Source organism: Arthrobacter sp. PGP41 (assembly GCF_002953935.1).
Lineage (GTDB): Bacteria > Actinomycetota > Actinomycetes > Actinomycetales > Micrococcaceae > Arthrobacter.
In genome coordinates this window covers 1,546,277-1,559,336 of sequence record NZ_CP026514.1, presented here as the reverse complement: position 1 = coordinate 1,559,336, position 13,060 = coordinate 1,546,277, and the positions used below count along the sequence as shown (strand labels likewise).

At 67.1% G+C, this 13,060-nt stretch carries 13 protein-coding genes; 6 read left to right on the top strand and 7 right to left on the bottom strand.

The window, feature by feature from the left end; translation table 11 throughout:
- Nucleotides 1-5 precede the first annotated feature (5 nt).
- A complete protein-coding gene (locus C3B78_RS07080) occupies nt 6-1,388 on the top strand; it encodes a M1 family metallopeptidase (RefSeq protein WP_104997439.1) in 1,383 nt (460 codons plus the stop codon).
- On the opposite strand, the gene C3B78_RS07075 is transcribed toward C3B78_RS07080, so the two are convergent.
- From C3B78_RS07075 to pheS, 3 genes are read right to left on the bottom strand one after another with little or no spacing between them, the layout of a single operon-like run.
- Nucleotides 1,385-2,053 (bottom strand): 4'-phosphopantetheinyl transferase family protein, encoded by a 669-nt coding sequence (locus tag C3B78_RS07075; protein WP_104997438.1) that lies wholly within the window; start codon nt 2,051-2,053, stop codon nt 1,385-1,387. The genes C3B78_RS07080 and C3B78_RS07075 overlap by 4 nt on opposite strands.
- Before the next feature lie 20 nt (nt 2,054-2,073).
- A complete protein-coding gene (gene pheT, locus C3B78_RS07070; RefSeq protein WP_104997437.1) occupies nt 2,074-4,617 on the bottom strand; it encodes a phenylalanine--tRNA ligase subunit beta in 2,544 nt (847 codons plus the stop codon).
- A 2-nt stretch (nt 4,618-4,619) separates the two neighbouring features.
- Nucleotides 4,620-5,681 (bottom strand): phenylalanine--tRNA ligase subunit alpha, encoded by a 1,062-nt coding sequence (gene pheS, locus C3B78_RS07065; protein ID WP_104997436.1) that lies wholly within the window; start codon nt 5,679-5,681, stop codon nt 4,620-4,622.
- A 197-nt stretch (nt 5,682-5,878) separates the two neighbouring features.
- On the opposite strand from pheS, the gene C3B78_RS07060 reads away from it, so the two are divergent.
- From C3B78_RS07060 to C3B78_RS07050, 3 genes are all read left to right on the top strand, one after another.
- Nucleotides 5,879-6,349 carry a hypothetical protein gene (locus C3B78_RS07060; RefSeq protein WP_104997435.1) on the top strand — a complete coding sequence of 157 codons (471 nt, stop codon included), beginning with the start codon at nt 5,879-5,881 and terminating at the stop codon, nt 6,347-6,349.
- A 3-nt stretch (nt 6,350-6,352) separates the two neighbouring features.
- The gene (locus C3B78_RS07055) at nt 6,353-7,036 is read left to right on the top strand and encodes an SIMPL domain-containing protein (protein WP_104997434.1); all 684 of its coding nucleotides are present in this window, start codon (nt 6,353-6,355) and stop codon (nt 7,034-7,036) included.
- Between the two features lie 72 nt (nt 7,037-7,108).
- Complete coding sequence (locus tag C3B78_RS07050; protein WP_104997433.1) at nt 7,109-8,242, top strand: Rv2578c family radical SAM protein; 1,134 nt, start codon at nt 7,109-7,111, stop codon at nt 8,240-8,242.
- On the opposite strand, the gene C3B78_RS07045 is transcribed toward C3B78_RS07050, so the two are convergent.
- Nucleotides 8,239-8,688, bottom strand: a complete 450-nt coding sequence (locus C3B78_RS07045; protein ID WP_104997432.1) for a (deoxy)nucleoside triphosphate pyrophosphohydrolase — start codon at nt 8,686-8,688, stop codon at nt 8,239-8,241. The two genes, C3B78_RS07050 and C3B78_RS07045, sit on opposite strands and share 4 nt — an antisense overlap.
- A gap of 159 nt (nt 8,689-8,847) precedes the next feature.
- Here C3B78_RS07045 and C3B78_RS07040 point away from each other — a divergent pair, with 159 nt between their 5' ends.
- Nucleotides 8,848-10,056, top strand: coding sequence for an MFS transporter (locus C3B78_RS07040; protein WP_104997431.1), 1,209 nt, complete (start codon nt 8,848-8,850; stop codon nt 10,054-10,056).
- Between the two features lie 58 nt (nt 10,057-10,114).
- Here C3B78_RS07040 and C3B78_RS07035 read toward each other — a convergent pair whose 3' ends face one another.
- Nucleotides 10,115-11,074 carry a cation diffusion facilitator family transporter gene (locus tag C3B78_RS07035; RefSeq protein WP_104997430.1) on the bottom strand — a complete coding sequence of 320 codons (960 nt, stop codon included), beginning with the start codon at nt 11,072-11,074 and terminating at the stop codon, nt 10,115-10,117.
- Between the two features lie 195 nt (nt 11,075-11,269).
- Between C3B78_RS07035 and C3B78_RS07030 the strand changes: the two genes are divergently transcribed.
- The gene (locus C3B78_RS07030; protein WP_066274925.1) at nt 11,270-11,545 is read left to right on the top strand and encodes a GlsB/YeaQ/YmgE family stress response membrane protein; all 276 of its coding nucleotides are present in this window, start codon (nt 11,270-11,272) and stop codon (nt 11,543-11,545) included.
- Nucleotides 11,546-11,646: 101 nt separating this feature from the next.
- Here the strand turns inward: C3B78_RS07030 and C3B78_RS07025 are convergent, their stop codons facing one another.
- Both C3B78_RS07025 and rplT read right to left on the bottom strand, forming a co-directional pair.
- Nucleotides 11,647-12,558: a TrmH family RNA methyltransferase gene (locus tag C3B78_RS07025; protein ID WP_104997429.1), complete on the bottom strand. Its 912-nt coding sequence runs from the start codon at nt 12,556-12,558 to the stop codon at nt 11,647-11,649.
- A gap of 62 nt (nt 12,559-12,620) precedes the next feature.
- Nucleotides 12,621-13,007, bottom strand: coding sequence for a 50S ribosomal protein L20 (rplT, locus tag C3B78_RS07020; protein ID WP_066274920.1), 387 nt, complete (start codon nt 13,005-13,007; stop codon nt 12,621-12,623).
- Nucleotides 13,008-13,060: the final 53 nt, after the last annotated feature.

The window sequence follows — 13,060 nt, the reverse complement described above, 5'->3', positions numbered from 1 at the left end:
CGTCCATGAGTCTTCCTGAACCAGCAACTTCCGGACCTTCGGCCGGGACAGCCATCCCGGGAGTGCTGTCCGACCCCTACATGCCGGGCCACGGTACCGACTCGTACCGTGTGTCCCGCTACGAACTGGACCTCGACTACCGGATGGCCGCCAACCGGCTCAGCGGCCGTGCCCTCATTCACGCCACGGCAGCCCGCCAAACGTCCGCCGTCGTCCTGGACCTGGCAGGTCTTCGCGCCGTTAAGGTGCAGCTGAACGGGAGGCGCGTGCGGAGGTTCTCGCAGCGCGCCGAACAACTGGTGGTCCAACTGGACGCCGGCCTCGCCGCCGGGGAAACGTTCACCGTAGACGTCCGTTACGAGGGCAATCCTGCTCCGCGCCGCGGGCTGTGGGGCGAGGTGGGCTGGGAGGAACTGACCGACGGCGTGCTGGTGGCCGGCCAGCCGAACGGCGCACCGTCCTGGTTTCCGTGCAACGACCATCCGCGGAGCAAGGCAAGCTACCGGATCACGGTAACTACCGACGCCAATTACCGTGCCGTCTGCAACGGCCGGCTGGTAGGGCACAGCATCAGGGCCAGCCGGGAGACCTGGACCTACGAGCAGGAGGAGCCCATGGCCACCTACTTGGCCACGGTCCAGATCGGCCGCTATGACTCCCTGGTCCTTGACCCGGGTGACGCCCCGGGAGGCGTGCTCCAAACCGCGGCGGTCCCGCCTGCACTGGCAGGCGCCGCCCGCGAGGGGCTGCGCCTGCAGCCCGAGATGATGCGCACCTTCGTCAGATGTTTCGGGCCCTACCCCTTTTCCGGGTACACGGTTGTGGTGGCGGACGATGTCCTGGAAATTCCGCTCGAAGCCCAGACCATGGCCATACTGGGCCGGAGCCACCTCAGCCTGGACTGGGATGCCCAGCGCCTGATCGCCCATGAACTCTCGCATCAGTGGTTCGGAAACTCCCTGACAGTCCGCGGGTGGCACGACATTTGGCTGCACGAGGGGTTTGCCTGCTACGCCGAGTGGCTCTGGTCGGAGGCGGCCGGGGTGATGACCGCCCAGGACAGGGCGGCCGCGGCCTGGCGCAGGCTTTCCGCCGCCGGGAAGGACCTGCTCATCGGCGACCCCGGACCGGCCCTGATGTTTGACGACCGTGTTTATAAGCGCGGGGCCCTGGCGCTGCATGCACTCCGCATGCATTGCGGGGACCTTGCGTTCTTTACCCTGCTGCAGGAGTGGACCAGGACGCACCGCCACAGCTCAGTCTCAACGGCCGACTTCATCCTGTTGGCCAACGGTGTAGCGGGCATCGACGCCGAAGCAGTCCTCCACCCCTGGCTCTTTGAACTCGCGCTCCCGCCGTTGCCTGCCCCGCGAAGCCGGCTGGGCTAGTCCAAGGCCACAGCGGCAACCAGCGACGCCGGCAGCCCCGTAGCAGAGGACGGCAGGTCCCGCACCCCACGTTCCTCCAGTGCGGCTACCGTGCGGGGATCCACCCGGAGCCCCTCGCCGGTCATCTTGAGCCAGGCCTCCTTCCGGCTCCAGAGCCGGGCACGTTCCCGCAGGAGCGCCTTTCCTGCCAGCCCCGCGAGGGTGAGCCCCTCCGCGCGGGACAACGCCACGGCATCGAACCCCTCGAAGCCAACGCGCTCCGGATTTTCGGCGTCCACGCCCAGCCGTTCCCCCCTGCCCGGCGAAGTGACCGCCGCGAGCAGCACCCAGTTCCCGGTCCTGGCCGTGCTCAGCAGCAGTGGCAACGGACGGCCCCGATGCGTGAAGCCCGGCCGGCCGTGGGAGAGTCCGGGCCCGGAACCGCATTGGGGGCAGGAGTAGGAGGACCGTAGCTGCGATGCCGGCAGATCGAGCACGTCGCCCGCAAAACGGCGCAGTGCTGCCCTGCCGGCCAGGAAACGCTGCGCAGCGGCCGGCTCCATGGCTGCGGCCCGCAGTTCCTCGGCGGGTTCAGGGACGAATCCCTCCGGGCCGTCCGGATGCGCCTGCGGGCAGCGGACATCGGTTGCGATATCCACTGCCCGCAGGGTCAGCCTGGCGTCCATGGGACCTGGGTACTGCCCGCCTAGCGCTGGACTGCGCCGAAACGCTCAGCGGCCAGGGCCACGGCGCTCTCGCGTGCGGCCGACGCCTCGTCCGCCGTCAGCGTGCGGTCGTCGGCACGGAACCGGAGTCCGAAGGCCAGGGACTTCTTGCCCTCCTCGATCCCCTTGCCGGCGTAGACGTCGAAGAGCGCAACGTCCTCCAGCAGTTCACCGGCCCCCTCGCGGAGCGCGGCCAGCACCTCATCGGCCGGAATCCCGGCGGGAACCACCAGAGCCACGTCCTGGGTAGCCACCGGGAACGTGGAGATGTGCCGCGCCACGATGACATCAGGCGCAGCCTCGAACAGCGCGTCGGCGTTCAGCTCCAGTGCAACCGAGCGTGCAGGCATGTCGGAAGCCGCCAGCAGCTTGGGGTGCAGTTCACCTGCATAGCCCACTACTTCGCCCGAGCGCAGGGACAACCGGGCGGCACGGCCCGGGTGGAACGCCTGGTGCGCACCCTGGCTGACCACAATGTCCACGCCCAGGACGTCCCCGGCGAGGCGGGCGATGTCCACGGCGTCAGCCCAGTCCCACAACCGCGGCGTGTGGCCTGCGGCGGCGGGCGAATCATGGCCCGTGAGGACGGCGGCAAGGTGGAACGGCTGGTCGGGAACGCCGTCGTACAGCGCATCCAGCACCTCATCGGCAGGCTTAACGCCCAGCGGCGGGATTGAGTCCGTGCCCGTTACTTCGGCGGGCAGGAACACCAGGCCCGATTCGAAGAGCGCCAGATCCCGGAATCCACGGGAGTGGTTCCGTTTCGCCACCTCAATCAGCCCGGGCAGGATGGAAGTGCGCAGGAAGCCCTGCTCCTCACTGATCGGGTTGGCCAGCTTGACCGCGGTCCGGACGGAGCCCTCTTCCGGCACGCCGAAGGTGTCATTGGCCGCCTTGGACACGAAGGGGTAGGCCAGGACTTCGGTGAGCCCGGCATCAGCCAGCGCCTGGATCAGGCGTCGGCGCTGCTGCTGTACGCGCGTCAGGCCGCGGCCGGGAGGCGCCACAGGCAGCGTCGCGGGAATCTGGTCGTAGCCCACCAGCCGGGCGATCTCCTCGGAGAGGTCCTCCTTGGTCTCCAGGTCGTGGCGCCAGCTGGGGGCCGTAACGGTCCAGCCGCCGTCGTTCTTCACCACGGCCGCGCCCAGGTCCTCCAAGGAGGTGACAATCTGCTCTTCGGTGAAGTCGATGCCGATCCGTGCGGCCGCGAAGGCTGCCGGAAGCTCGATCGCCACGGAGTCAGGGGCGGTGCCGACGTCGGTTCCCGCCTCGTCTGCCGTGCCGCCAGCGAGTTCCACGAGGAGGTCAACCACCCGCTGGGCGGCAATGCCGGCCACCTGCCAATCAACGCCGCGCTCGAAGCGCTTGGACGCTTCGGACGGCAGCTTGTGGCGGCGGCGGGAACGGGAGATGGACACCTCGTCGAAGTGCGCGGCCTCCACCAGGATGTTCGTGGTGGCGTCGGACACCTCGGTGTCGGCCCCGCCCATCACGCCGGCGATGCCGATGGCGCCGGAGTCATCGGTGATCAGCAGGTCCTCGGCATCGAGCGCGCGCACCTTGCCATCGAGGGTGGTCATTTTCTCGCCGGCCGCGGCACGGCGCACCACAATGTCCCCGGACAGCTTGTCCAGGTCGTAGCAGTGCGTGGGCTGGCCAAGTTCCAGCATCACGTAGTTGGAGATGTCCACCGGCAGGGAGATGGAGCGGATGCCGGCCAGCCGGAGCCTGGACACCATCCACGGCGGGGTGGGCCTGGTGGCGTCCACGCCGCGGACGGTCCGGGCCACGAACCGGTCGCAGCCCGGGTTCCCGTAAATGGGGGCGTCATCGTTGAGCTTGACGCCGTACCCGCCGGAAAGCTCTGCGGGTGCGTTGACGCGGGAGGCGGGATCCGTGAACGCGGTCCCGGTGGCGTGCGCGTACTCGCGGGCCACACCCCGGATGGAGAAGGCGTAGCCGCGGTCCGGAGTCACGTTGATCTCGGCTGCTTCGTCATAGAGGCCCAGCAGTTCCATGGCGTCGGTGCCCACTTCCGGGTCCAGCCCGATGCGGGACAGCACCAGGATGCCGTCATGGTCCTCGCCGATGCCCAGCTCGCGGACGGAGGCGATCATGCCTGCGGAGAGGTGGCCGTAGGTCTTGCGCGCGGAGATGTGGAAGTCGCCCGGCAGCACGGCTCCGGGCAACGTAACCACCACTTTGTCGCCCTCCACGAAGTTGTGGGCGCCGCAGATGATGCCCTGCACGCCGGAGGGGTCGATGCCCTTGCCGGTGAGCGCCTGCTCCTGCCCCTCGGGGACAACACGGACCTGGCACCAGTTAATGGTCTTGCCGTTGGTTTGCGGTTCCTTGACCAGGCTCAGGACCTGGCCCACCACGATCGGGCCCTTGAGGGTGTCCGTGGGACGGTGGACGTCCTCCTCCTCAAAGCCAACCTTGACCAGTTCGGCCATCACGTCTTCGGCCGTCGCTCCGGCCGGTACCTCCGCGAATTCACGCAGCCAGGAAATTGGGATACGCACTGTTAGATCTCCATCCCGAAGTGCTCGCTGAACCGTACATCGCCTTCGATCATGTCGCGCATGTCCCCCACCTCGTTGCGGAACATCAGGGTCCGCTCGATGCCCATGCCGAAGGCAAAACCTGAATAGACGTCCGGGTCGATGCCCGCAGCGCGGAGCACGTTGGGGTTGACCATGCCGCAGCCGCCCCACTCGATCCAGCTTGGCCCGCCCTTGGCGCCGGGGTGGAAGATGTCCAGCTCGGCAGAGGGTTCCGTGAACGGGAAGTAGTTGGGCCGCAGCCGGATCTGGGCTTCGTCGCCGAACATCTGCCGGGCGAAGTGCTCCAGGGTGCCGCGGAGGTCCGCCATACTGAGCTTCTTGTCGATGGCGAGGCCTTCGAACTGGTGGAACACCGGCGTGTGCGTGGCGTCCAGCTCGTCCGTGCGGAACACCTTGCCCGGGCACAGCACATAGATGGGCAGCTCGCGTTCCAGCATTGAACGGACCTGCACCGGGGACGTGTGCGTGCGCATCAGCAGGTGGGCCTCGGGCGGCTCCACAAAGAAAGTGTCCTGCATTTCGCGGGCCGGGTGGTCCGGCTTGAAGTTCAGGGCGTCGAAGTTGAACCACTCCGATTCGACTTCCGGACCCTCGGCGATTTCCCAGCCCATGCCCACGAAGATGTCCGCCACGCGGTCCTGGAGGGTGGACAGGGGGTGGCGGGCACCGGCACGACGACGGCGGGGGGCTGCGGTGACGTCCACCGTCTCTTCCAGCAGGATACGGGCGTCGTTTTCGGCTTCCAGCTCTGCCGTGCGGTCCGCGAGCGCCTTGTTGACCCGCCCGCGGGAGGCACCCATGAGCTTTCCGGCCACGGCCTTCTGGTCCTTGGCCAGCTTGCCGATTTCGCGGTTCGCAAGGCTGAGGGGTGACTTCTCGCCGGTGTGGGCGAGCCTCACCGCCTTCAGCTCATCAAGGGTGGCCGCGCCGGCGATGGCGGCAACGGCCTGGTCTACGGCGGCAGTGATGGCGGCTTCATCCGTGGGGTTCGGGATGGCGGCGCCCGGCAAAGTTTCAGTCATCTACTGTTCTTAGCTACGAGTCGTGGCTGCCGGTGAACGGGACAGCCGGCGCGGTTTCCCGGCGGCGCGTCCTTCACTGGCAGGTCATGGATGAAAGCCCCACGTGCAGGGCGTTCAATGACCAGGTCAGGGCACACCGGCGGAACCGGCGGCCACTATCCTCCAGTCTAATTGAACCGTCCGGCTAGCATGGCCTCATGACTGCGCCTCGAAGCCAGGAAGCCCCGGAGCGACTTACGCCCGCCCAGCGGCTGAGGCGGGCAGCCAACCTGGTCAATGGCAGCACCGTCCTCGGCGTCGCCGTCGCAATGGCCGCACGCACCGACGTCCGCAGCGGGCCGCGCGGCCTGGTCCTCGCCGGCGGGTACAGCTGGCGGCTGCCGGTCGCGGGAGCGTTCACCCTGGGCAACGTGGTGCTCTGCCGCTGCCCGGCGGACAAGCTGGCGGCGCAGCCGGCCCTGCTAAGCCACGAAGAAAAACACTGCAGCCAATACGCCTGGTGCCTGGGCCTCCCCTTCCTGCCGTTGTATCTCCTCAGCGCCGGCTGGTCCATGCTGCGCACCGGGAACCCTGGGACAGCCAACATATTTGAACGTCATGCCGGACTTGCCGCCGGCGGCTACCCCGTACGCCCCCGGCGCCGGGGGCCTTCAGAAGCGGAGGCGTGACCCATGGCAGCGGATTCCGGCAGCGGCGGCGGGGCAAGGGACGGAATCGGGATTCCCGGCACTGTCACCGTCACCGGGACGGGCTCGGCGGACGCTGCCCCCGACCTGATGGTGGTCTCCATCGGGGTGGAGTGCCGCGCCGCATCCGTGGAGGATGCCTACTCCCGGGCCGGCGCCAGCTCCGAAGCCGTTGCGTCAGCCTTCCGCCGACACGGCGTTGAGGGTGCCGACATCCGCACTGCGGCCCTGAACGTGCGGGCGGATGTCACATGGCGGGAAGGCGAGGGCCAGCGGGTCACGGGGTACGTCGCCGCCAGCACCCTCACCGTAAGGCTACGGGCGCCTGGGTCCGCCTCCGCCGCAATTTCCGAGGCCATTGGGGCGGGCGGCAACGACGTCCGGCTGAACGGCCTGGAACTCACGTTCAGCGACGACGCCGCGGTGCGGGCCCGGGCCCGTGAAGCCGCCTGGGTGGATGCTACAAGCACCGCACGCCAGTACGCCCGGCTTGCCTCGGCCCGGTTGGGCCGGGTGCTTTCCGTAGTGGACAACATCCCGGTCCAGGGTCCGGTGCCGGTGACCGGGATACAGCGCGCCGCTTCCGTGGAACCCCTCGCCGTGGCGGCCGGGGACTCCACGGTGGCCGTGGCAATCACGGTGGTGTGGGAGCTCCAGGACCTCCCCTAGGCGTGCCTCGGCACGCCGGACGGGCACGGGTCGATGCTTGACTTTGATTCGAACATACATTCGAATAGAGGCATGAGATGGGACGCCCAAGCACTGATGCCCCGGCCGGGAGAAACCGCTCCGGGCACGGCCTCACCCGCCCTGCTCCCCCTGGCCGGCCTGGTACGGTCAGTCACCACTCCAGAGTTCGCCGGCATCACTTTCCACGAGGTCACCGCCAAATCGGTGCTCAACAAGGTGCCGCCCGGTTCAAGGATGCCGTTTGAGTGGACCATCAACCCGTACCGGGGCTGCAGCCACGCCTGCGTCTATTGCTTCGCCCGGAAGAGCCATACGTACCTGGATTTCGACGCCGGCCTGGACTTCGACAGCCAGGTGGTGGTCAAGGTCAACGCCGCAGAGGTCCTCCGCAAAGAACTCGCCAAGCCTTCCTGGGGCCGCCAGCAGGTGGCCCTCGGCACCAACACGGACCCCTACCAGCGTGCCGAGGGCCGTTACCGCTTGATGCCGGGGATCATCGCCGCCCTGGCTGACTCGGGAACTCCCCTCTCCATCCTCACCAAGGGGACGCTGCTGGCACGGGACATTCCATTGCTCAAGAGCGCCGCAACCCAGGTGCCCGTTGGCCTGGGCATTTCCCTCGCCATGACCGATGAAGCACTCTCCGAGGCCGTCGAGCCCGGAACACCGGGGCCCCGGGCACGGCTCAAGCTTGTCTCCCGCCTTCGCGAGGCCGGACTCCCCTGCGGGGTAATGGCAATGCCCATCCTCCCCTGGCTTTCGGACAGCGACGAAGCCCTTGACGCTCTATTCGCTTCCCTGGCTGCAGCCGGAGCCACCGGGGTGACTGCAGGAGCCCTCTACCTCAAGCCGGGCACCAGGGAGTGGTTCATGCAGTGGATTGCCGCCAACCATCCCGGACTGGCCGGCAGCTACCGCAGGCTCTACGGCTCCGGCTCGTACGCCTCCAAGGAGTACCGTTCCTGGCTGGCCGGCAAGGTCCGGTATTTCAAGGCCCGCCACGGGTTCACCGATTCATCCGGCTTCAGCCACAGGGATTTGGCGGACGATCCCCGCGGCGAGGAAGCCGAGTACCCGGCAGGCACCATTCCGGCAGCGGCAGGGCATGATTCGGCCGCCTCCCTGCCCGGCGTTCCCGGGCTGCCGGGAGTAAGAAAATCAGCAGAACAGGCCACCCTCTTCTAGGAGCGCGCAGCCCCTGCCGGCACCGCCAGGGCGGCAAGGAGGGCCCTGACAATCGGGAAGTCGGCGGGTATCCAGGGCAGGCCCAGGACGGCTTCCGGATCAGACAGCGGCACCCACCGCAGTTCATCATGGTCTTCAAGCGGCCGGGCCTGCCCGCGGGTGACCTCGGCCAGCCACACCCGCATGCTGGCACGGCTGTTCAACGGCCAGCCCTGCGGCGCCTCGGCCGGAAGCTCAGAGCCAAGCCGGACGCCGATGCCGAGTTCCTCGAACAGCTCGCGGGCAAGCGCCGCTTCCGGTTGCTCTCCGGATTCCACCTTGCCCCCGGGGAACTCCCAGAGACCGGCCAGCTCCTCCGGCGCGCTGCGCCGTGCCGCCAGAAGCAGCGAAGGTTCCGCCAGGCTGTCAACGACGGCTCCACCTACCACCTGTATCAGTCCAGTCACTGGCCCATTCTATGGGGGACAATGGTGGGGCCGGACACACCATCCCCGCAGCGGGAATACTGTTCCCCCTTCCCGGGGTTGTTGGCAGGGTCCGGACTTCATCAGCCCCACTGCCGTGGCACCGGTCCCATCACAGTTTCTACCCCGAAAAGCAGGCCCATGAGCAGCGTCCTCGAAACATCCACGGCAGCCCCCATCCGATCCCCCAACGTCGCCCTGGCTATCTTTGCCCTCGCCATGGGCGGGGTGGGCATCGGCGTTACGGAATTCACCATGATGGGCCTGCTGAAGGAAGTGGAGCAGGGCCTCGGGATATCAACACCGGAAGCCGGCCACCTCATCTCCGCCTACGCCCTGGGCGTTGTGGTCGGGGCCCCGCTGCTCGCCGCCGTCGGCGCCAGGCTCCCCCGCAAGCACCTGGCACTCGGGCTCATCCTGTTCTTCACGGTGGCCAACTTCCTTTCCTTCCTCGCGCCCGACTACGGGACCATGCTGGCCTCGCGCTTCGCCGCCGGCCTGCCGCACGGCGCGTTCTTCGGAGTTGCGGCTGTCATTGCAGCCTCGCTGGTTCCGCCAACCCGGCGGGGTTGGGCAATCTCCATGGTGATGGCGGGGCTCAGCATCTCCAACGTGGTGGGGGTGCCCTTTGCCACGTGGATGGGGCAAACCTACGGCTGGCGGCTGCTGTTTATCCTGGTGGGATTCATAGGACTGCTGACGCTTGCCCTGGTCTGGAAATCCGTACCGTTCCACGAGGCGCACCCTGACGCCAGCATCCGGCGCGAACTGGGAGCCCTCAAGCGCCTGCAGGTCTGGCTGGCCATCCTGATCGGCATCGTAGGCTTTGGCGGCTTCTTCGCCACCTACACCTACATCGCCCACACCATGACACTCGTGGCAGGCATGCCGTCGTCACTGATTCCGCTGGTGGTGGCCCTCTATGGCCTGGGAATGGTGGCCGGCAACATCGTGGGCGGCAGGTTCGCTGACAAGTCCGTGATGGGAACCCTGTACAAGGTGCTGCCTGCCATAGCTGTTGCCTTGGTGGTCTACGCCGTGGCCGTCCACTGGCCGTGGTCTGCCTTCGTCATGGTGTTCGTGGTGGGCGCTTCAGGGTCCATGCTGGTCCCGGCGCTGCAGACCAGGCTGCTGGATGCATCGCCGGACGCGCCGTCCCTCGCTTCGTCACTGAACCATGCCGCGCTCAACGTTGCCAATGCGCTGGGGGCCTTCCTGGGCGGAGTGGTGATCGCGCTCGGCTGGGGTTATGTTGCCCCGGCGCTGGTAGGCGCTGTCCTCGCCCTGTTGGGACTCGGCGTCGCCATCGCCAGCGGACTCCTGGAACGCAGGAAGCCGCTGACCGCCTGATCCTTCGGGACCGGGGCGGCCGGCGGCTTCCAGCCAGGCAATAGTTACGGAAGCACAGTTACGGCTGCGGGGCAACGGCAGCAGGCTGCTGGCCAGCCCCCGTGGCGTCGGCCCGGTGAAGGTCGGGCTCAAGGTAGATGACCCGGGCGATGGGCACGGCCGCGCGGATCCTCGCTTCAGCAGCGTCTATTTCCCGTGCAATCTCATCCCCCGTGGCGGAGTGGCTGACGGCGATCTTGGCCGCCACGAGGAGCTCCTCGGGGCCGAGGTGCAGGGTCTTGAGGTGGATGATTCGCCCGCCGTCAGCTTCGATCGCCGCGGCGATCTTTGCGACGTCGTCCTTTGTTGCGGACTCGCCCAGGAGCAGGGACTTGGTCTCCAACGCGAGGACGACGGCGATCGCCACCAGCAGCAGGCCGATCATCGCCGTGCCGGCGGCATCCCAGAGTCCGTCCCCCGTGAGGAGCGTCAGGCTGACGCCGATCAGGGCGAAGACCAGGCCCACCAGCGCACCGAGGTCCTCAAGCAGGATCACCGGCAGCTCAGGCTGCTTGGCGCTGCGCACAAACTTGGCCCAGGACTGCTGCCCCCGGACGTGGTTCGACTCGATGATGGCGGTCCGGAACGAGAAGGACTCGGCGATGATCGCGCCCACCAGCACGGCCAGCGGAACCCACCAGAAGCCGCCTTCGATGGCATGCGGGTGCTGGAACTTGTCCCATGCCTCATAGAGGGCGAAGAGGCCGCCGACGCTGAACAGGACGATGGAGACAATGAACGCGTAGATGTAGCGCTCCCGGCCGTAGCCGAAGGGGTGCTCGGGGCTGGCAGCCCGTTTCGCCTTCTTGCCACCTACCAGCAGCAGGATCTGGTTGCCGGAGTCGGCCACGGAGTGGATGGCTTCTGCGAGCATTGACGAGGAAAGCGTCAGGGCATACGCCACGAACTTAAGGGCGGCGATGGTCAGGTTGGCAGCCAGGGCTGCCACAATCGCCTTGGTACCGCCATTTGCAGCCACAGGGCTTCACCTCTTTACGGTTACGGTTCAGTGAGGAAAACGCGGATCCGGCCTCGGCCCGCCCATAGTCACCGTACCCGCCGCAACATCCCGCATGCACCGGCGGCGACCCTAAGCCTGCTGACATTGGCAGGGCCCTGTGTTAGCTTGAGCCTCATCGGGACCATCAGATCCCGGCCACTATAAGGAGGAGACATGGGTTTTCTTGCTTGGATTATCCTCGGCCTTATCGTAGGGGCCATTGTTAAGGCCGTCATGCCCGGACGGGTTGGCGGGGGTTGGGTCACCAGCCTTGTTTTGGGTGTAGTGGGCGCCATTGTGGGCGGCTGGATCGGCAGCCTCCTGTTCAACAAGGGCGATCTTGCCTTCTTTGACCTGGGCACCTGGATTCTCGCTATCGTCGGCGGCCTTGTTGTTGCCGGCATCTACGGAGCAATCACCGGACGCGGCAAGGCTACCCGCGCACCCTGAGTTGCTCTCCCGACTGAATCATCAACAGCAAGGGCTCCGGAAATCCGGAGCCCTTATATTTTTCGACCGGCCGGGCAATGGAACCGCGGCCGGGTTCCGGCCTAGGCTGTCACCGGCGCAGGCAAGTGCTGGGACCGCGCGCTGGCGTAGAGGCAAACCGTTGCCGCGGTACCCAGGTTCAGGCTCTCCGCGGAACCGTACACGGGCACGGCAACCCGATGGTCGGCCAGCGCGAGCTCTTCCTGGGACAGGCCCTGGGCCTCGTTCCCAAAGAGCCACGCCGTGGGCTGCTCCAGGGCATAGGCCGATTCCGGACCTTCGCCGGTCAGCCGCCGCCGGGCGTTCTCGTCCTGCAGGGTATCCAGGTTGAGGGAACCGTAGCCGTCCGCTGCCAGTATGCCTACCCCTCGCGCCCTGCACGCCGCAACCAGATCGCCGATGTCGGTGCCCAGCACCACCGGGAGGTGGAAAAGCGAACCGGCCGTGGACCGCACCGCCTTGGGGTTGTAGATGTCCACGCTGGAGGATGTGAGGATGACGGCGTCCGCGCCGGCGGCGTCTGCCGCCCGGAGGACGGTCCCCGCATTCCCGGGGTCACGGACCTGGCACAGCACGGCAATCAGGCGGGGCCCGGCGTCGAGCACTTCCTGCAGCGCCACGTCCAGGAAGCGGCAGACTGCGACGATCCCCTGCGGGTTGACGGTATCCGCCATGGCAGCGAGGACCTCGTCAGTGGCAAGGCGGGCGTTGACCCCTTGGGACAGGTCTTCGAATTCCGGGAACCGGTCCAGGCAGCTTTCGCTGGCAAAGACCTCCGTGACCACACCCGGGGCTCCGGCGGCAAGGCGCTGCTGGTGGAGCCTGAGGGCCTCGCGGACCGCCTGGGGCCCTTCGGCAAGGAACAGGCCGCGCTTTAAACGGGCCGGGCGCCCGGCAAGTTTTGCCACGTCCCTCACCCGATCAGCTCGGGGATTGGACAGCGGAAAATCTTGCGGGCGCCCGGTTTCGTTCATATAAGAACTTTAGTGGCTAGGGCCACGGGTTCCTGAACCGTCCCTGGCGGGACAGCCAGTTGCTAGGCAACAACCTTCTTGGCGGAGGTGTCGGCAGGCAGGGAATCCTTGGCAACCTTGACCAGCGCAGCGAACGCGTTGGCGTCGGAAACCGCGAGCTCGGCGAGCATGCGGCGGTCAACCTCAACCTCAGCGGCCTTCAGGCCCTGGATCAGGCGGTTGTAGGTGAGTCCGTTGGCGCGGGATGCAGCGTTGATGCGCTGGATCCACAGGCGGCGGAAGTCACCCTTCTTCTTCTTGCGGTCGCCGTAGCTGTACACAAACGAGTGCAGCAGCTGCTCTTTGGCCTTGCGGTACAGGCGTGAACGCTGTCCACGGTAGCCCTTTGCGCGTTCAAGGATAACCCGGCGCTTCTTGTGGGCGTTGACCGCCCTCTTCACACGTGCCACGTGCGTACTCCTTCGAAAATCTGATCCCAAGCATCTACTGCCGGTTTCCCGGC

Bases quoted from the DNA above. Each gene is read 5' to 3' on its own strand.
- pheS (WP_104997436.1), bottom strand. From the start codon at position 5,681: ATGACTGAAACTTTGCCGGGCGCCGCCATCCCGAACCCCACGGATGAA.
- C3B78_RS07030 (WP_066274925.1), top strand. From the start codon at position 11,270: ATGGGTTTTCTTGCTTGGATTATCCTCGGCCTTATCGTAGGGGCCATT.
- C3B78_RS07040 (WP_104997431.1), top strand. From the start codon at position 8,848: ATGAGCAGCGTCCTCGAAACATCCACGGCAGCCCCCATCCGATCCCCC.
- C3B78_RS07050 (WP_104997433.1), top strand. From the start codon at position 7,109: ATGAGATGGGACGCCCAAGCACTGATGCCCCGGCCGGGAGAAACCGCT.
- C3B78_RS07055 (WP_104997434.1), top strand. From the start codon at position 6,353: ATGGCAGCGGATTCCGGCAGCGGCGGCGGGGCAAGGGACGGAATCGGG.
- C3B78_RS07080 (WP_104997439.1), top strand. From the start codon at position 6: ATGAGTCTTCCTGAACCAGCAACTTCCGGACCTTCGGCCGGGACAGCC.
- C3B78_RS07025 (WP_104997429.1), bottom strand. From the start codon at position 12,558: ATGAACGAAACCGGGCGCCCGCAAGATTTTCCGCTGTCCAATCCCCGA.
- C3B78_RS07060 (WP_104997435.1), top strand. From the start codon at position 5,879: ATGACTGCGCCTCGAAGCCAGGAAGCCCCGGAGCGACTTACGCCCGCC.
- C3B78_RS07075 (WP_104997438.1), bottom strand. From the start codon at position 2,053: ATGGACGCCAGGCTGACCCTGCGGGCAGTGGATATCGCAACCGATGTC.